General features: G+C 41.5%; 13 protein-coding genes and 1 pseudogene. 7 read left to right on the forward strand and 7 right to left on the reverse strand.

Features of this window, described 5'->3' with window-relative positions; translation table 11 throughout:
• Window positions 1-52 precede the first annotated feature (52 nt).
• Together ACFG4S_RS21420 and ACFG4S_RS21425 are read left to right on the forward strand one after the other, a co-directional pair.
• Window positions 53-325 (forward strand): annotated as a pseudogene (locus tag ACFG4S_RS21420) (type I restriction endonuclease subunit R); the annotation flags it as partial.
• A 621-nt stretch (window positions 326-946) separates the two neighbouring features.
• Window positions 947-3,061 carry a pentapeptide repeat-containing protein gene (locus tag ACFG4S_RS21425; protein WP_392531027.1) on the forward strand — a complete coding sequence of 705 codons (2,115 nt, stop codon included), beginning with the start codon at window positions 947-949 and terminating at the stop codon, window positions 3,059-3,061.
• Window positions 3,062-3,289: 228 nt separating this feature from the next.
• Here the strand turns inward: ACFG4S_RS21425 and ACFG4S_RS21430 are convergent, their stop codons facing one another.
• The gene (locus ACFG4S_RS21430) at window positions 3,290-3,838 is read right to left on the reverse strand and encodes a hypothetical protein (RefSeq protein ID WP_392531028.1); all 549 of its coding nucleotides are present in this window, start codon (window positions 3,836-3,838) and stop codon (window positions 3,290-3,292) included.
• Between the two features lie 356 nt (window positions 3,839-4,194).
• Here ACFG4S_RS21430 and ACFG4S_RS21435 point away from each other — a divergent pair, with 356 nt between their 5' ends.
• The 3 genes from ACFG4S_RS21435 to ACFG4S_RS21445 all read left to right on the forward strand — a co-directional run bounded on the left by ACFG4S_RS21435 (window position 4,195) and on the right by ACFG4S_RS21445 (window position 10,635).
• Window positions 4,195-5,403, forward strand: a complete 1,209-nt coding sequence (locus tag ACFG4S_RS21435; RefSeq protein WP_392531029.1) for a NupC/NupG family nucleoside CNT transporter — start codon at window positions 4,195-4,197, stop codon at window positions 5,401-5,403.
• A 272-nt stretch (window positions 5,404-5,675) separates the two neighbouring features.
• Window positions 5,676-8,924 carry a PAS domain-containing protein gene (locus tag ACFG4S_RS21440; RefSeq protein WP_392531030.1) on the forward strand — a complete coding sequence of 1,083 codons (3,249 nt, stop codon included), beginning with the start codon at window positions 5,676-5,678 and terminating at the stop codon, window positions 8,922-8,924.
• Window positions 8,925-9,396: 472 nt separating this feature from the next.
• A complete protein-coding gene (locus ACFG4S_RS21445; RefSeq protein WP_392531031.1) occupies window positions 9,397-10,635 on the forward strand; it encodes a choice-of-anchor tandem repeat GloVer-containing protein in 1,239 nt (412 codons plus the stop codon).
• Between the two features lie 223 nt (window positions 10,636-10,858).
• On the opposite strand, the gene recR is transcribed toward ACFG4S_RS21445, so the two are convergent.
• The 5 genes from recR to ACFG4S_RS21470 all read right to left on the reverse strand — a co-directional run bounded on the left by recR (window position 10,859) and on the right by ACFG4S_RS21470 (window position 15,664).
• Complete coding sequence (gene recR / locus ACFG4S_RS21450; protein ID WP_392536047.1) at window positions 10,859-11,425, reverse strand: recombination mediator RecR; 567 nt, start codon at window positions 11,423-11,425, stop codon at window positions 10,859-10,861.
• 160 nt (window positions 11,426-11,585) lie between these two features.
• Window positions 11,586-12,668 (reverse strand): photosystem II q(b) protein, encoded by a 1,083-nt coding sequence (gene psbA / locus ACFG4S_RS21455; protein WP_392531032.1) that lies wholly within the window; start codon window positions 12,666-12,668, stop codon window positions 11,586-11,588.
• A gap of 343 nt (window positions 12,669-13,011) precedes the next feature.
• Window positions 13,012-13,689, reverse strand: coding sequence for a DUF2834 domain-containing protein (locus tag ACFG4S_RS21460; RefSeq protein WP_392531033.1), 678 nt, complete (start codon window positions 13,687-13,689; stop codon window positions 13,012-13,014).
• Window positions 13,690-13,701: 12 nt separating this feature from the next.
• A complete protein-coding gene (locus ACFG4S_RS21465) occupies window positions 13,702-14,862 on the reverse strand; it encodes an HrcA family transcriptional regulator (RefSeq protein ID WP_392531034.1) in 1,161 nt (386 codons plus the stop codon).
• Between the two features lie 469 nt (window positions 14,863-15,331).
• Window positions 15,332-15,664: a rhodanese-like domain-containing protein gene (locus ACFG4S_RS21470; protein ID WP_392531035.1), complete on the reverse strand. Its 333-nt coding sequence runs from the start codon at window positions 15,662-15,664 to the stop codon at window positions 15,332-15,334.
• A 383-nt stretch (window positions 15,665-16,047) separates the two neighbouring features.
• Here ACFG4S_RS21470 and ACFG4S_RS21475 point away from each other — a divergent pair, with 383 nt between their 5' ends.
• Window positions 16,048-17,706 (forward strand): DUF3352 domain-containing protein, encoded by a 1,659-nt coding sequence (locus ACFG4S_RS21475; protein ID WP_392531036.1) that lies wholly within the window; start codon window positions 16,048-16,050, stop codon window positions 17,704-17,706.
• A 108-nt stretch (window positions 17,707-17,814) separates the two neighbouring features.
• Here the strand turns inward: ACFG4S_RS21475 and ACFG4S_RS21480 are convergent, their stop codons facing one another.
• Window positions 17,815-18,189, reverse strand: coding sequence for a hypothetical protein (locus tag ACFG4S_RS21480; RefSeq protein WP_392531037.1), 375 nt, complete (start codon window positions 18,187-18,189; stop codon window positions 17,815-17,817).
• 82 nt (window positions 18,190-18,271) lie between these two features.
• On the opposite strand from ACFG4S_RS21480, the gene ACFG4S_RS21485 reads away from it, so the two are divergent.
• Window positions 18,272-18,763: a hypothetical protein gene (locus ACFG4S_RS21485; RefSeq protein ID WP_392531038.1), complete on the forward strand. Its 492-nt coding sequence runs from the start codon at window positions 18,272-18,274 to the stop codon at window positions 18,761-18,763.
• Window positions 18,764-18,773 lie beyond the last annotated feature (10 nt).

The following is an 18,773-nucleotide window of genomic DNA, read 5'->3' on the forward strand; positions in this document are numbered from 1 at the left end:
AGCCATAACACCCGAAAGTTGGGTTTTGCATACACAGGAAGGTAGAAAAGCCATGACACAGACAGCAGCGATCGCGGAAGCGATTACCAGCTTAAGCGATGCCCATACTCGCTTCGGTTTAATCCGAATTGAAGACGAGCAATTTTTCCCAGAGTGGTCTGAAGGCTTACCTAAAATTACTGAAGCTGAAAAAATATCCCTAGATGTACTTCGGCGCAGATATCTATATCACCGTGCTGAAGGTGATTTGTTAGAGGGAACAGTGATGTTGTTAGTGCTGTCTCCCTTGCTTGCACTAGCAGGATTTTACGATCCTCCTTTTAAGAGGATGTTTTAACAGTCCTCTTCTCGGTAGCAAAACGTTTTAGATCCCCCTTAAAAAGGGGGACTTTAATTCCAGTTCCCCCCCTTTTTAAGCGGGGCTAGGGGGGATCAACAAGTGCCTAAAATCACAACCAATTACTTTTCAAACATCCTCTAATAATAAATATGGCGACAAAAACTTCAGCATCACTTACAAAAGCTTGAGCGTTGATAACCAATGTTGTAATGTTAATTTACAATGTTGTAATATTCAGGACAAAAATTGTAATGTTGATGACCAACGTTGTAATCTTAAGGAAAAACATTGTAATGTTAATTTACAATGTTGTAACATTAAGGACAAACATTGTAATGTTAATGACCAACATTACAATCTTAAGAAGAAACATTGTAATGTTGATGACCAATGTTGTAATTTTGACAAGCAAACTTAAATTAGACTAGTGAGAACATTAATATTACTAATATTTGCTTGAATATTCAAAGATGAGGGCGCACACTTATGCGTCTTTATCACGTATTGCATTCAAAATTTTTATATATTGTTTATTTTGCCAAAATCTGGAATATTGCACAGCAAAGTTGTATAAAATCTCAGTGAAAACCTCTTGCTGACGCAATTATGCCGCCAGACTACTCCGGTCAAAATCTCCGAGGTCGCTCTTTTAAAAGTCAAAACCTTACAGGAGCAAACTTTAGCAAAGCAGATATTAGAGGTGCAGATTTTACCAATGCTATTCTCAAAGATGCTAATTTCACAAATGCTAAAGCGGGACTACAGCAAGATTCAGTAATTATATTGTTTTTAATTTTACTTCTGTTCTCAGCATTATCAGGATTTGCATCGGAGTATGTGATATACGCATTGTATCGCTTGACTGAAAAAAGCCATAATTATACAGCAATAATAGCTGGTGTGGGAACCTTAGTCGTGCTTTTCTTATTCTCTTTTATTACTATTAAGAAAGGTTTAGACACATCTCTGAGCATATCAATCTTTGTTAGTGCGATCGCAAGTTCTGTTGTCACCGCCTCTATTAGCGACATTGCAATTTCCACCGGTACCAATTTTAGTGGTGTTCCATTTGCTGGTATTGTTGCTGCTATTATTGTTGATGCTGGCATTCTTGATAGCGCCATTATTATTGTTGGTCTTAATCAACTTAATGTTTTTAATTTTGTTGAATTTAGTATTATTGTCGGTTTTGCTGCTTTTTATAGTTCCATTCGCATTAGTGAAAAAAGACATGATATTAATAAATTTGATGATATTAGAGTTGTAACTTGCATAGTTATTATCTTTATGATGTTCGTGAGTATTGACATAGCGCAGAAAGCGCTCAAAGGAGATGAAAGATATAGCTTAATTCGGAAAATAGCGATCGCCTTTGGAGCTACAGGTGGAACCAGCTTTTTTAATGCCGATTTAACAAACGCTGACTTTACTGGTGCAACTCTCAAAAATACAGATTTCAGAAAAGCAAAATTGAGGCAGACTTGTTTTTATGAGGCAAAAAAACTTGACTTTGCTAGGCTTGACAACACTATATTAACTAATCCAGATGTTCTCAGCTTGATCGTTACTGGCAATGGTAGAGATAAATCTTATGCTGGTGCTAACTTAAAAGGCGCAAATCTGAATGGCGCAAATTTAAAAAAGGCAAATTTAAAAAATGCTGATATTACAGAAGCTACTTTCCAAGGCGCTTGTTTAGAGGGGGCAAATCTGACTTTAGCTCAAGCTGTAGGTACTAACTTCAGCAACGCTCAAATGACTGGTGCTTGTGTGGAAGCGTGGAATATTGAAAATACAACTAAGTTAGATAATGTAGATTGTCGCTTTATCTATCTTCTTGAACATCCAAAGCCTAAAACAGATGACCGCGAACGCCGTCCCAGTAGTGGCAACTTTCAACCAGGAGAATTTACTAAGCTGTTTGAAGAGGTTTTAAATACTGTCGATTTAATTTTCCGCAACGGCATCGATTGGAAAGCTTTTGTTAATGCCTTCCAAACAGTGCAAGACCAAAATGCAGACACAGAATTAGCTCTACAGAGTATTGAAAATAAAGGTGATGGCGTAGTAGTCGTTAAGGTTGGTGTACCTGTTGATGCTGATAAAGAAAAGATTCATAGCGACTTTACGCAGAATTATCAACTGGCACTGCAAGCTGTAGAAGAAAAATATAAAGCACTATTACAAGCTAAAGATGAGCAAATAGTTATCTATCGCCAACAAAGTGGAGAAATGGCAGAGATTGTAAAATTATTAGCCAATAAGCCGATTAATGTTCAAGTTGACAATAAAGTTGAGAATAAAAATATGACTAACAGCAATGATTCGAGCCGTAATATTAATGTTGGCAGAGATTTTAATGCTAGCGGACAAGCTTTTAGTTTGGGTGACATCAGCGGTGCGGTAACAAATACTATCAACGAGTTACCAAAATCTCCAGAACCTGAGAAACCGGGAATTAAGGAATTGTTGACCCAATTACAAGCAGCTATTGAAGCTGATACAAATTTAAATAAAGAAGATAAAGCTGACGCATTAGAACAGGTGAAAGCCTTAGCAGAAGCCGGGAAAAATCCTCAAGAAGGGGCAATGCAAAAGGGGGCGAAAACGGCCATTAAGATTTTAAAAGGGACGATCGCTAGTTTACCCAGTGCCGCAAAGTTAGTTGAACAGTGCAGCAATCTATTGCCGTTGATTTCAAATCTTTTGGGTTTAGGGTAATCCGCCTGTGATTCAAATCGCGGTAGAAGGCGTACATCTATACTGCGATTGCAAAGGGTGATTGTAGAGACAGCGATTTATCGCGTCTCAACTCAACCTGGGGGGAATGATATAGCGATCGTTACATGAAACATGATTTTTTACTAAATCATGTTTCACGTCAATAAAAAAACGGATAAAGAGCTTTTTTACCCTAGCTGGGAGGGCATAGAGAAAAATCAAATTAGTTTAAAGAGGAAGAAAAACGCTTTCTCCTACACCCTTAAGTGGCAACACAAGATAAGTGAGTTCCGCTCCCGCTCGGTTGATGACACGCCCTAAGCCCCTGGTTTTAATCGCCACGGTATCAAAGTTTTGTTTTTGACCATTTTGAAGGTTTACAGGTGGTAGAACCAACGTTAGCTCCAATTGACCTTGATCGAAGTTTGGCTCTAAGGTCACAGTAATCAGTAAACCTAAAGCGCTTTTTTGTTTTTTGATTTCCTTACCTCGAAAAGTAAATTGACCTTCTGGACCTTGATAAGTCAATTGTGAAGCTCCTGGTGGATCGTCTACTCGAATTGGACCTGGCGCTTGCGGAAAAAAGACAATCTGCGTAGTCCTGATTGGGTCAGAGAAAGTATACTGGTTGGCTTGATTAAGTTGAGTGGTATCTGCTAATTTTTGAGCTGGTTTCAAATCAACTGCGATCGCCTCAACAGAGTTTACTGCTCCAATTATTGCGAACAAGAGAGTTGATGTAGTAATTGCAACGATCCGAGAAATTTTAGTTTTCATCGTGGTGTAATTGATTATGTGGTAAACGCAGACATCTTTTGCACTACCCTTGTCAATGCTGAGAGTTGACAACATCGAAATAGGTGTTTAAGTGTACTTTACAGTACTAAGGTTAAGAAACAATACTTTACGTATATAGAAAAATCCATCAGAAATAGTTGACTTTGTTTTCAGAATCGTGAAAGAGCATTTTGATCGAAACTAGTTCGGTGGTAGAGTTCATAGGGAAACATCCGGTTTTGACAAAAATACTTAAATAGCAAGCAAACCATTGATATCAGCACAACCAAGAGAAGGTATTTGGTTGAGACTTTCTTAGGGATACGTTCATTTTTGGGAATAGACTAGGAGCATACATGGAACGCGCTATTTCTGCGTTGGGGATTTTAGTTTTTATCGGCATATCCTACGCTTTATCTGTCAACCGTCAGGCGGTTCGTTGGCGAATAGTCGCATGGGGTTTAGGATTAGAGTTTATATTTGCCCTAGTGATTCTTAAAACTCCTTGGGGCTTGAATGTATTTAAATCTTTAGGAGATATTGTCACCCAATTTTTAGGATTTTCTGATATTGGTGCCAAATTTGTCTTTGGAGAAAATTTTAAGGATCATTTCTTTGCTTTCCAAGTGCTACCAACAATTATCTTTTTCTCTGCTTTCATCAGCATCTTGTATTACTACGGAATTTTACAGCGAGTGGTAAACCTGATGGCATGGATGATGGTGAAGACCATGAAAACATCTGGTTCTGAATCTTTATCCTGTGCAGGTAACATCTTTTTGGGACCAACAGAGTCGGCGCTGATGGTTAAACCTTATATTGCAAATATGACGCAATCAGAACTCCATGCAGTGATGACGGGTGGCTTTGCCACAATTGCAGGTGGAGTACTAGGTGCATATCTTTCCTTTGGCATACCAGCAGAACATCTGATTGCTGCTTTTTTTATGACTGCTCCGACATCGTTGGTGGTATCCAAATTAATGTATCCAGAAACAGAAGTATCAGAAACAGTTGGTAAGGTAAAAGTAAATGTAGAAAGCAATTATATAAATGTAATTGATGCCGCCACTACCGGAGCAATTGACGGCGTAAAGTTAGCAGTTAATGTCGGCGTGGTGATTATCGCGTTTTTAGGATTATTAGCTGCTCTAAATGCGCTACTGGGATGGTTAGGGGGATTTGTCGGTTTACAGCAACTTTCATTACAGGGGATTTTATCTTATTTTATGGCTCCTGTAGCATTCTTGATGGGTATACCTTGGGCTGATTGTCGGCAAGTAGGAGCTTTATTAGGTACAAAAACAGTTTTGAATGAGTTTATTGCTTTTTTGGATTTGAAGGCACTAATTGAAAGTGGTAGAATTTCCCAGCGTGCAGTAATTATTGCCACTTATGCATTATGTAACTTTGCTAATATCGGTTCCATTGGCATTACGATTGGCGGTATTAGTGGAATAGCACCTAATCGCCAGCATGATTTAGCTCGTATGGGGGTCAGAACAATGATTGGCGGATTGTTAGCAAGTTTTATCACTGCTTGTATTGCTGGAATGCTTATTTGAACAAGAATTCAGGATTATGAAAGTGAGAATATTTCTAATCTGGACTTGATGCTTTCATCACAAAGCTCAAAGGAATGAAAATAGCTGTTTAATTTTGAGAATTGGGTGGAGAAAGCCCACCCTAAACTAAAATTAAAATTTATGTAGGACTGAACTGCCAACTACATACTATGGGGGCAATCGATCAATTGCTTCTACCTAAAAATCTGGGTTTCGGTTATTGTTTGCATAAGTCCTGATTTATTCACTTTAAATTTATTGAATTTCATAAAATGCCAGACACGGAAAAGTCCGAAAATCAGCTGGCGAATGAGAAATTGCTCTGCCAGCAAGTTACTAAACAATCTAACTATTCGCTGGTAGCCAGTGGAGAAGAAGGAATGATCCTTCAGTTAGCTGATGGCAAGATTCAAGCTTGTAATGCTGCTGGTGAGAAAATTCTCGGGCTGACAACAGAGGAACTTGTCGGGCAAAATTTGCTCGATCGCAAATGGCAATTTATTGATGAAGATGGCTTGCTTTTACTTAGTGAGACTCATCCTGCAAACATTGCCCTGAAGACAGGTAAGCCTTGTTTAAATGTAGTGTGTGGCTTCTACAAGCCAAATGACGAGCTAGTTTGGCTGTTATTATCTTCACAACCATTATTTCAGTCTACAGGAACTACTCCCTACGCGATCGCCACAACTTTTTCTGATATCACTAAATCTAAGCAGCCTCCGGTTGAGCAAAATTGTAGCTGTCCTGAAGATACTCAAGAAATTGAGCTAGATGACTTTCAGCCCCGATGGGATAGTCAACGTCTGTTTCAACAAATTGCTAGCACTCTTCCGGGTATTCTGTACATCTATAACGTAATTGAGCAGCGAAATTCTTACGTTAATTACGAAATTACTGAAGTTTGGGGCTACACACCAGAACAAATCCAAGCTATGGGAACAGAATTATCTACCCAACTTCTACATCCTGACGATCTGGCTCGACTCCCTAGCTATTTGGAAAAATTTAATTCTGCTTCTAAGGGCGAAGTTCTCAGCTTTGAATACCAAATTAGACACGCCAATGGAGAGTGGCGCTGGTTTTGTAGCTATGACACACTGTACAGTAGAACTGCTGATGGATTGGCACAACATATTTTGGGAATCGCTTTCGATGTTACCGAGCGACGACGTACAGAAATTGCCCTACGGGAAAGTAACGAAAGGTTTGAGCTAGCAGCTGCGGCCGTTAATTGTCTAATTTATGACTGGGATATTTATAAAAATACTGTAGAAAGAACTCAGGGTCTAACCCAACTTTTTGGCTACATGCAAGAAGAAGCTGAACCTACTTTTAAGTGGTGGCAAGAACTCATCCATCCCGATGACCAACAAATGGTTAACGATCGGTTCATCGCTAGTATGGCCAATGGTAATCGTTACAGTATTGAGTATCGGGTACTACATAAAAATGGGTTTTATGTTTGGGTGCAAGATCAGGGGTTTGCAGTGCGGGATGGGAATGATTTGATAGTTAGGGTAGTTGGTGCTTGTACTGATATTAGCGAACGGCAAGCTGCACTGTGCGAACGCGAGCAAGCTGAAACAAAACTGCGGGAAAGTGAAGAGCGAATTCGGTTGGCAACTACCGCTGCTGAAGTTGGAATGTGGTTTTGGAATCTCACCACCAACGAGTTAATTTGGACAGAGAAATGTAAGCAGCTGTTTGGACTGTCTCCAGAAGCCGAAATTAGCTATGAGGTTTTCTTCAACTGTATACATCCAGAAGACCGCCAAGCAATTGAGAAAGCGATCGCCCGTTCTCTAGAACAAAAAGTTGATTGTGACGTTGAATACCGCAGCATTTGGCCTGATGGTAGCATTCATTGGATTGATGCCAAAGGTCGTGTCTTTTTTGATGCTGATGATAAACCAGTACGGTTGATGGGTACTGCTCAGGATATTACCCAGCGCAAAGAGGCAGAAAATGCTTTGCGCCAGCGAGAAACTCAATTAAGGCGGTTAGTTGATTCCAATATTATTGGGATTATGTTTGCTAGTCCTGAATACATCACCGAAGGGAACGAAGCTTTTCTCGAAATGGTGGGTTATACGCGGGAGGAATTATTGACAGGTAAGGTAAGCCGAAAACACATCACTCCACCGGAATATCACGCTCTCGATCGGCAGGGGCTAGAGCAACTTTTTCAGGTTGGGGTATGTACTCCCTATGAAAAAGAATATATTCGCAAGGATGGTTCCCGCATTCCCATACTAATCGGTGGTGCTTTAGTGGAGCGAGATCCGATGTCTTGGATCTGTTTTATTCTTGACCTCACTCCGAGGAAGCAATTAGAAAAAGCACTTAGGCAACAAGCAGAGGAACTCAAACAAGCAAACCAAAATAAAGATGAGTTTCTAGCTATTCTCTCCCACGAATTGCGATCGCCCCTCAACCCGATTTTAGGTTGGTCATCTTTACTCAGAAGTCGCAAATTCGATCAACCTACTACAAATCGTGCCTTGGAAACCATCGAAAGAAATACTCAATTACAGATTCAATTAATTGATGAGTTGCTGGATGTGTCCCGAATCATTCGCGGTAAGTTGAACTTGACTTTTGCCCCTGTTAACCTAGCAGCCGTAATTAATGCTGCATTAGAAACAGTCCGCTTAATTGCAGAAACTAAATCTATCGAAACAAAAATTCAGATCGATCCGAATGTGGGTAAAGTGTCAGGTGATTTTTATCGCTTACAGCAAGTTGTAGGGAATTTACTCTCAAACGCCGTCAAGTTCACTCCCCCCAAGGGAACAGTAGAAGTCACCTTATCATTGAGTCACGATTTGATTTCCCACTCAGCACTGATTAAAGTCAAAGATACAGGTCAAGGTATCTCCCCCGAATTCCTACCCCACGTATTTGAATATTTTCGTCAAGCCGATAGCAGCACAACCAGGAAATTTGGTGGATTGGGACTAGGATTAGCCATAGTTCGCCATTTGGTAGAGTTGCATGGTGGTAGTGCGATCGCTGATAGTCCAGGAATTGGACAAGGAGCAACTTTTACCGTCAGACTGCCCCTAATGAAGGAGAGTGGAGGGGCAGGGGGAGCAGGGGAGGCAGGGGGAACAGAGGAGAGATTTAATTCTTCACTGTTCAACGGATTACGGGTATTGATTGTTGATGATGATTCTGATACCAGGGAGTTTGTGCGCTTCTTGCTGCAAGAGAATGGGGCGCTGATTGCTACAGCTGCATCAGCAACCGAGGCCTTAGCGGCGATCGCACAGATTATACCTGATTTATTAATTAGTGATTTAGGAATGCCTGAGATGGATGGCTATAGCTTGATAAGGCTGATCAGAGCCATGCCAAAGGAGGAAGGTGGAGAAATTCCAGCGATCGCTCTTACGGCTTATGTTGGAGAAAGCCATCGCGATCGAGTTTTGGCAGCTGGCTTTGGAAAACACCTTGCCAAACCAGTACAACCAACTGAACTACTAACCTCGATTGCAGATTTGCTTGAGGAAAGAGTGTAATATTATCCGAACTTTGCATTGACAGGAATTCGACTATGTGTATTCAAACCTACCTGTTATTTAATTAAAGTTTTTTGTGTTGCTCACGACATCTAAAAAATAACAAGTCTTTTATGCTACTAAACGAGTTCAGAAATGCTCTCGTTTTCAGCAATTAATTAAAGTGTGAACGCAACCATTGTAGTGTAGGCAGCCAGAAGATTTATGAATTCTTTCTGACTAAGGCCATACCATAATTTCTGGCGAATTCTCACTAAAAGCTAGTTTAAATAACGAATTTATAGTATCTCATCTCACAAATTAATTGTGAAAATAAGTTACGACAAAATTCGTTTCTTCTAGCTATTAGAACTATTTTCAATTGTATGGAATACATATCTGTTGAGGAGTGCAAAGTCTTGCATCCCGGAAGCTTATTGCATCCATACAAGAATATCTATACCTAGTCTCAGTACATTTTTGTAGGAGTGAAATGAACAAGATGAATCTGTGCAAACAACGTCAGACCAAAAAGAGGGCATTGATTTTAACTTCCCTAACTGTTTTGGCTTTGCCATTAGTATTACCCTTGCAAAAAGCTGCTGCCTTCTCATTTTCTCCGGTCATAAATTTTAACGGCACTAACGGAGCCGAGCCAAAAGCCGGAGTACTTAAAGGCAGCGATAACAATCTTTATGGAACTACTTCTCAAGGAGGCTCTTCTTCCAACAATGGGACTGCATTCAAGTTAAGTGGTCCGACACTGACGACACTCACAACACTGATCAATTTTAACGGAACAGCCTCGCCCAACAAAGGGACTAATCCAGTAGCGAGATTATTTCAGGCAGCCGATGGCACTTTATATGGAGTAACCGCTACAGGTGGTACAAGTAACCTCGGTACTTTATTTAAGCTAGCATCACCTTCTTTTACAACCCTGACAACTCTTGTAGATTTCAGTGGCATCCTTGGGACTAAGGTAGGAGGTAATCCAGCTGGTAGGCTTATTTCGGGTAGCGATGGCAATTTTTGGGGGACAACCTCTACAGGAGGAGTCAATAATTTAGGAACTATATTCAAGATTTCGCCTAGTGGTACGCTCACGACTGTCGCCATCTTTAACGGTACTAATGGAGCAATTCCATTGGCGAGATTGCAACAAGCAACTGATGGAAAATACTACGGCACGGCCTCTGAAGGTGGAGCTACTGATAGGGGAGTTGTGTTCGAGTATGATTCTGCGACTGCAACACTGACTGTCTCTAGCTTTAATGGGGCGAATGGGGAAGCTCCGCAGTCTGGATTAATTGAATCTGGTGGATTCTTGTATGGCACTACGAAGCGAGGTGGAGGTAGCAGCAATAAAGGTGTTATTTTCAAGATTCCGCTCGGTTTTACTTCGAGTACAGCCCCGACTTTAGTTGTCAGTTTTAATGGCACTAATGGGGCTAAACCAACAGCGGCGCTCACACCAGGAGCAAGTGGTATTTTCTACGGTACAACTTCTGCTGGTGGGGTAAATGGCACAGGAGTTATCTATAAACTGACGACTACAGGGACTCCAACTATCACCACATTATATAGTTTTAATGCCCTTGGCACTGGTGGTACTAATGTAGGTGGAGCAAGGCCAGAGTCTACGTTAATTCCCGTTGGAACTGATTATTACGGTACTGCCTCTGGTGGTGGCACTTCTGGTAGAGGAACCGTGTTTAAATTTACACCATAGGTTCAAATACAATTTACGTGCCGAATAAATAGTACAACGTAGATTAGAAAAATGTAGATTTTTCCATTTTCAGATAGTCAGTAGGCGTGACTATCTGAAAATGGGAAAGAGAGGTCAATTATTGAGTAGTACATATGTGCTATCCTACTGCGTACCTATTTAAATGAAAATCGCTATTAAACTATTATTTGAGAAACGCTGTAATCCAAAGTTTAACAAAAACTTAATCCAACTCTCGGCGTCCTTCTAAGGCTCTTGCCAGGGTCAGTTCATCGGCGTACTCCAAATCACCACCCACAGGTAAGCCAAAGGCAATTCGTGTCACCTTAGTAAATGGCTTCAGCAACTGACCGAGATACAGTGTTGTTGTCTCCCCTTCCACACTCGGACTAATTGCCAAAATTACTTCTTGAGGTTGTTGCTTACTTACCCGACGCACCAAAGCTTGAATAGTCAACTGTTCGGGGCCAATTCCATCGATGGGGGAAATCACCCCACCCAAAACGTGATACTTACCCTTGAACTCGCGGGTTTTTTCCAGCGCAATCACATCACGAGGATCTGATACAACGCATATAGTATTGTTGTCACGGTTGGTATTGCGGCAGATTTCACAAACTGGCTCAGCAGATAAGTGAAAGCAGACAGAACATAAGCCTATCTGTTTTTTTGCCTCTATTAAGGCTTGTGCCAAAGCCTCTACTTCTGCTTCTGGTCGCTTCAAAATATGCAAAGCTAGTCGCTGGGCAGTTTTGGGACCAACTCCCGGCAAGCGTTGTAATTGCTCAATTAACCGTGCTAAAGGACGTGCGTAAACCGTTGTCTTGTCTCCAGTATGTTTTTACCTTAACTATGATGACATTCTTATTAATTTTTTACCAAATACTTCCCAAACAAAAAAGCGCCCCCCTTTTGAGGAGAGCGCTTTTTGATTTAACTAAGTTTGAGAATTAACCGTTGATAGCAGGAGCAGTCAGAGCTACAGGAGCAGCTTGTGCAGACGCTAAATCTAGGGGGAAGTTGTGAGCATTACGCTCGTGCATTACTTCCATACCCAAGTTAGCCCGGTTGATGATATCAGCCCAAGTGTTGATGACGCGACCTTGAGAATCAATCACTGATTGGTTGAAGTTGAAACCGTTCAAGTTGAACGCCATTGTGCTGACACCCAAGGCGGTGAACCAGATGCCGATTACAGGCCATGCTGCGAGGAAGAAGTGCAGTGAACGGCTGTTGTTGAAGGAAGCGTATTGGAAAATCAAGCGACCGAAGTAGCCGTGTGCCGCAACGATGTTGTAGGTTTCTTCTTCTTGACCGAATTTGTATCCGTAGTTCTGTGATTCGTTTTCGGTGGTTTCACGAACCAAAGAAGATGTTACCAAAGAACCGTGCATTGCGGAGAACAAAGAACCGCCGAATACACCAGCCACACCCAACATGTGGAAGGGGTGCATCAAGATGTTGTGTTCTGCTTGGAACACAATCATGAAGTTGAAGGTTCCGGAGATACCCAAAGGCATACCGTCGCTAAATGATCCTTGTCCGATGGGGTAGATCAAGAAGACTGCGGTTGCAGCAGCTACTGGTGCTGAGAATGCTAGGCAGATCCAAGGACGCATACCCAAGCGGTAAGATAATTCCCATTCCCGACCTAAGTAGCAGAATACGCCGATTAGGAAGTGGAATATTACCAATTGGTAAGGACCACCGTTGTAAAGCCACTCATCTAAGGATGCTGCTTCCCAAATTGGGTAGAAGTGTAAACCAATGGCGTTAGAGGAAGGAACAACTGCACCGGAGATGATGTTGTTTCCGTACATCAAGGAACCTGCTACTGGTTCGCGGATACCATCGATGTCTACTGGAGGTGCTGCGATGAAGGCGATTACGAAGCAAGCTGTTGCGGCTAGCAGGGTTGGAATCATCAATACTCCGAACCAGCCAATATATAAGCGGTTGTTGGTGCTGGTGATCCAGCTACAAAACCGCTCCCATACGTTGGCGCTTTCGCGGCGTTGAATGGTTGCTGTCATTGTTTTATAAGTGCGGTTATTTATGAATGAATTAAGTAGGTTTGACTACTTGTTACACATCTTAAAGTAAATATTGCGTTTTGTAAAGTACTTAAAGAAAAATTTTTTCTTAGGATTGACGTAGTACTCTGTCAAATTCATTTTGACGGTTAGAGAGACGCGATAAATCGCCGTCTTTACAAGGAATTTATCCATCAATTATTTATTGACAGACTAGTAGCCGTCCCAGCCGAGTGAAAAACCTTGTAATTTCTCTACTCATCATCTATGAAGATCCTGTGCATTGAATTCCCTTAGGGGAAACAACCTGGATAATCAATCGCCTATTTTGACTATGAATTGTTTAATTTGCCGCTGGTTGCTCAGTGGGTATTACTTCTGCACAAGCTTCTGATAGCGGCGGACGTATACATAAGTAAATCAATGGTCCAAATAGCGGTATCAAGGCTATTAACCAGAACAACTGAGGACTTTCCCAACTCCGACGCGCCATATCATCGCTTATTAATGTGGGAAATAACAGGCAAAGCAGACAGAAATCTAAGCTCATTACATGGATGAAGCGGTTAGTTTGCCACTGTTGCACAAAATTCCCCCAATCTCCTGATGTAAAACCATAGGTAACTAGAATAACTGTAGCCACAGTTAGGACAAAACCAGTCACACGAGAATCTAGGAGCTTCAGTAAGGCATTCTTTTTACCAACAAACTTTTTATTTGATTGCCTAAGGGCTAGGTAGGGTAATAGGGCAAAGGCACCAACTGCAAAAGAGGCGATCGCAAATAACCAAGCAGGTATTTTTTGCCCTCTACCATCAATGAAAACTACTGCGCTGTAGATCAGCGGCCAGATACCCATGAGGTTGAATAGTGCTATGACTAACGGGTTAATACCTTGCCACTGAGCAATCGAAAGGTTTTTAATTAACTCAAATGTACCAGGTTGCTCAGGAGGAGCGAGGAAAAAAGCGTAAACAATGAATCCTAGCCACAGTAACCCAAAAACAATTTTTCTCACCATAATTTAAGCAAGCTAACTGAAAGCTTCTGAGAGGTAATCAGCAGCCGCAGCCACCACAGCGATCGCATTTTCATAATCTAGACGTGTTGGACCCAAAACTCCGACACTTCCTACTGGTATTGAGCCTCGGCGATAGGTAGAAGAAATCAAAGTGCAAGTGCGTATGGGTTCTAGCGGGTTTTCTGCACCAATGCGAACTGTTACCTTTGACTTGCCACCATCTTCCGGCTCTGGTTCCTCAAATATTAATCGCCACAGTTGGTCTTGTTCTTCTTCCAACAGGTGGATAATTGTTTGCACTTGCTGTAGTTGGGAAAATTCCGGCTGGCGCAACACTTCTGCTACACCTCGAACCATGATTTGTGTTGCAGTTGGTGCAAGAGTGCGACGAGTTAATTCAGCCACTGAATTTTTCAAAAATTCCCCGTAGCGTTGGAATTCTTGATCTAGTTGACTCCAGTCGAGGTGGGCTAATTCCAATAGGCTTTGCCCCCGCAAGTGAGTATTCAAAAAGTTAGAGACAATTTGCAATTCGTGATCGATTACTTCTGAATCGCGTTGTGTTTCTTCTGGTACTAGGGACAAATCCATTAACTTGGAATGTGTTTCATAACCATCAGTTACCACAATTAACATGATGCGTCCTGCTTCAATTTGCACTAATTGTAGATGTCGCACTAGTGCTGTAGTAGTTTGGGGCATAGTAATCAAGCTAATGCAACCACTCAAGGTAGCTAAAAGTTGTGCAGCTCCTTGGAGTAAGGTTTCTAAACTTCGATCTTCCCATTGAAGACGTTTTTGAAGTTCTAATTCTACTTCTCGGCCTAAAGTTTCTGTACCACTTCCCTGCGGGACGCTGCGCGAACGTGGCAGCAAGCTACGGGTAGCGTCTGTCTGCGACACGCTGCGGGAAAGCAGAGAAGGTGTAATTAGCTGGTCAACATAAATGCGATAGCCTGAGTCTGAAGGTACTCGTCCAGCAGAGGCGTGTGGTTGATAAAGCAACCCAGACTTTTCTAAAACGCCCATCACATTGCGAATTGTGGCTGAGCTTACACCCAAATCGTACTCCTCGACCAAAGCCTTTGAACCAACAGGCTCTGCTGTAGCAATGTAGTGACGTACCGTTGCCCAAAGTATATGCTGTTGTCGATTTGTCAACTGGACTTCCATAGGATATGTTGAGTGCAAATTTTAATCAAACTCTAAAAAATTTGTGGATTTGATTCTAAACAGAGATTATTAATAATTAATTAAGATAATAGATTATACAATTAAATTGTGATAATTAATTTTAAGGTTTACGTACCTATGTTTAAAACTGTGCTTAGAATATAGTCATCAGTTATTATATTGCTCCGAAGACTGACAATCTTAATCTACGAATTTGTAGTTATATAACCGTATTTTTGCACATATATATTTTTTAAACAGTAGTATTGAATACGTATTTTTGTGGCGATATCTACGACGGGCTAGGCCTACGCAGTTATATTGGGGCTGAAAAATTCCATAAATCTTTATCTGATATCAAATCGTAAACTTTCCCACAAAGTTCCTAAACTAATAAACTGCTGTTTTCACAATAGTAAAAGCCAGATGGAAGAGTAAGTCCCATCTGAGTAATGTATAAGATAGGAAGCTAATACTGGGGAATTGAATGGTCTACTAATACAGAATAGGCATCAATACCACCAGAAATATTTTGTACATTAGTAAAACCTTGAGCAATTAACCATTGGCACATCTGGGCAGAGCGCATACCGTGGTGACACAACACAAGGGTTTCTGCTTGGGGATTGAAGATAGTAGGTACTTCATCTCCCCATTCGGCAAATTGACTTAGGGGTAAATTGACAAAGCCTTCAATGCTAGCGATCGCCAATTCTTGTGGTTCACGCACATCTACTAGCTGAATACTTTTATCGCCAGAAGAAAGACGTTGCGCTAGTTCCTGTACACTAATCTGGTTCATAGATTGACAAAAAGAGTTCCCTGTTATGAGGTCTTGTAAACAGTCCTAATACTCCTTATGGTGACAGAAAATCTCTGCCTTGGCATGAGCATCAATTCTTAACCCAAATTTGTCACTAATAGGGTGGGGAGATCTGGGGAGTGTGGGAGGTACTGTGTTGCACAAAGCGATCGACATGAAGCGCCTATTCTCAATTCCTCCTCATTCTTCCCACACTCCCCACGCCCCTCAATTTCTCGCTTGTGACAAATCCAGGTTAAGAGGATGGCTGGACAGGAGGAAATGAAGAGAATTCTTATTCTTAACGTCTCCGTGTCCTCTTCGTCAATGGAGTAGGCTTTCTGCTTAAATGGCTGTAAACCGTCTTTTTTAATAGGTTTAATGTGAATAGTCAACGTTCATTTATTGGTTTTATCATAGCTGCTGCGATCGCCCTGCTAGTAATTGCGATCGCTGCCTTTTCCTGGTTTTTCTCTAAAAGTCCGGCTAACCTCATTGCACCTAACTCCCAACCTGGTGCAACGATATTTGTGTCCAAACTTGCCCCAGTAATGGTGTCATTACTAGCAAATCCTGACCGTTTACAATCGTTGGAGCGTGAAGACGAATTATCTAAACTTAAAACTAGTTTATTGGCTAAGAGTGATATTGATTACCAACAAGATATTCAACCCTGGTTAGGCAAGGAAATTACACTAGCTATTACCACCTTAGATATCGATCGCGATCCGGAAAATGGAAAGCAACCAGGGTATCTTTTGGCACTGGCGACCCAGCAACCGGAAAAAAGCCGCGAGTTTGTCGAGTTGTTCTTTTCCAAACGGGCGCTAGCTGGGGCAAACTTAGCTGTTGAAGAATACAAAGGCGTAAAGCTGATTTATGATAATTCTCAGTCAGAACAGGGTTTGCTTGCAGGTGGTGTTGTTGGCGAGGGTTTTGTGTTATTTGCTAACGATCCTAAAGTTCTAAAAGAGGCGATCAATAACGTCCAAGCTCCCGATTTGAATTTGACTAGCTCCCCGGAATATTTAAGAGCGATCGAAGAATTACCCAAAGGGAGTTTAGCTGTAGCTTTCTTGAATCTTCCCGTCGTGGCAAAATGGCAAGGTTTAGAACTACCAGAACAACTTTATGAGAGCGAAATCATTTCTTTCACGTTGAACTCCAAAGGATTGTTAGCAGAAACCACCTTTCTAACTTCATCAGAAATTGTTTCTCCATCCCCGCCACTAACTAAACCTGTAGGAGCATTGCAGTATATTCCAGCATCAGTAGGTTTGGCAATTTCCGGTTCGAATTTGAATAATTTGGGTAACAGTGATGTAGCCAAAATCTGGCGACAAGCAACAGCAACCGTATACGGTTCTGAGGAAGATGTAGTTTCTCGATTGATAAAACCCTTAGTAGATGTTCAAAAAGGCTGGGGCATAAATCTGTCAGAGGATATTTTTAGCTGGGTAAAGGGAGAATATGCTATTGCATTGTTACCTGAAGAGCGAACAACCCCCCATTGGATTTTTGTGGTAGAAAAATCTGAGAGTGTAGAACAAGCTGTGACGCGTTTAGATGCCATCGCCTCTGCTAACGGACTCACTATCAGTCCCATTAGCATAGATCAACAAAAAATATTTGCTTGGACAGAGTTAAGTACTGCTACAAAAAAAACCGACGTTAAAGAGCGATCGTCTTTCAGCATTGAGGCAAAAGTGCGAGGAGCGCATACAACCTTAGGAAATTACGAAATTTTCACCTCTGACCTGGAGACGATAGATCAAATCCTCACAGCCAAGGACAATTCTATAATGAACAATCCCAAGTTCCAAGATAGTATTGCTGTGATTCCTCGACCAAACCAAGGCTACATTTATCTTGACTGGACAAAGAGCCAGGATTTGTTAGAGCGTCAAATACCGGTTCTCAAGCTAGTAGCAGTCTTAGGGAAACCATTTTTTAACAATCTGCGATCGCTCACAGTTAGTAGTTATGGAACTGACACGCGATCGCTCAAAGGTGGCGTCTTTTTCCAACTAAATAATTCGTGAGATTTTCTTTCATAGAGGCTAAAAAGAATTGTAGAGACCTAGCACTGCTACGTCTCTAAAAGGATTAATGATTTTGTCATTTGGCTTGGTGATGCCAATACGGTTCGGTTAAGACAAGAGACTCGATAAATCGCCGTTTTTACGATAATCAGTCCTTTGTAGAGACGGCGATTTATCGCGTCTTTGCGACCTAGAATTTTCATCAAAAAACCTTATATAAGCTAATGCCATTCGGGAGTTTTTACAAGTTCGTTTAGTGAGCAAATCAATGTGAATCAGTTGGCAAACTTCTACTAGCTTTGATTCGTGCGCTTGAAAGTAAATAAATCCCCACACCCCACACCCTACACCAGCCCGTAACCAGAGATCCCGTGAAAAGTCAGTTGGGCTAACCACCTCACAAGCTGAAGTTTTACGAGTTCTCTGAGGCGAGATGCCTAAAATGATAGATATGCTTAATTGTGGCACATTTGATTGTGGCACACGAGAATCTAATCAGGCTGTAATTTTTTTACTACAATATGTATATATAATTACTCTTTTAAAAGCCTGTTGGAGGGCTACTATGAAATACTGTCGCCCCCGACTTCAGTTTCGTGGCGGTTGGCTGTTGGCTATACTTACAGCCTTAATAGCTACCCCTGTAATCGCAGAGACTGGAAATTTTGCTACTTTGACGCTATCAACAAACTTTAAACCAGCACAAGGAACAGTGGAGGGGTTTACGGGTGGTTCTTACTCGTTGTCTGCCATCAGTAACCGCGATCGCGATCAAAAAGCTTGTATTGGCTTTGCCGATCCCAATCCAGATCATATTATGGTTTTGGAAAATGACTTTTCCCACTTGAAAATACTAGTCGATAGCAACAACAACGACACCACTTTACTCATCCAAGGCCCAGAAAAAACGACGATTCGCTGTGGCGATGACACTGGCAAAAGTAAAGATGCTAGCGTTGACGATAAGAACTGGAAACGTGGTACATATCGGATCTGGGTAGGTACATTTAATCCTGGAATCAAGCGTGATTATACTCTCACAGTAGAGCAGCCTTGATTGGGAGTAG

It is taken from the genome of Nostoc sp. C117 (assembly GCF_043099735.1).
Classification (GTDB): domain Bacteria; phylum Cyanobacteriota; class Cyanobacteriia; order Cyanobacteriales; family Nostocaceae; genus Nostoc.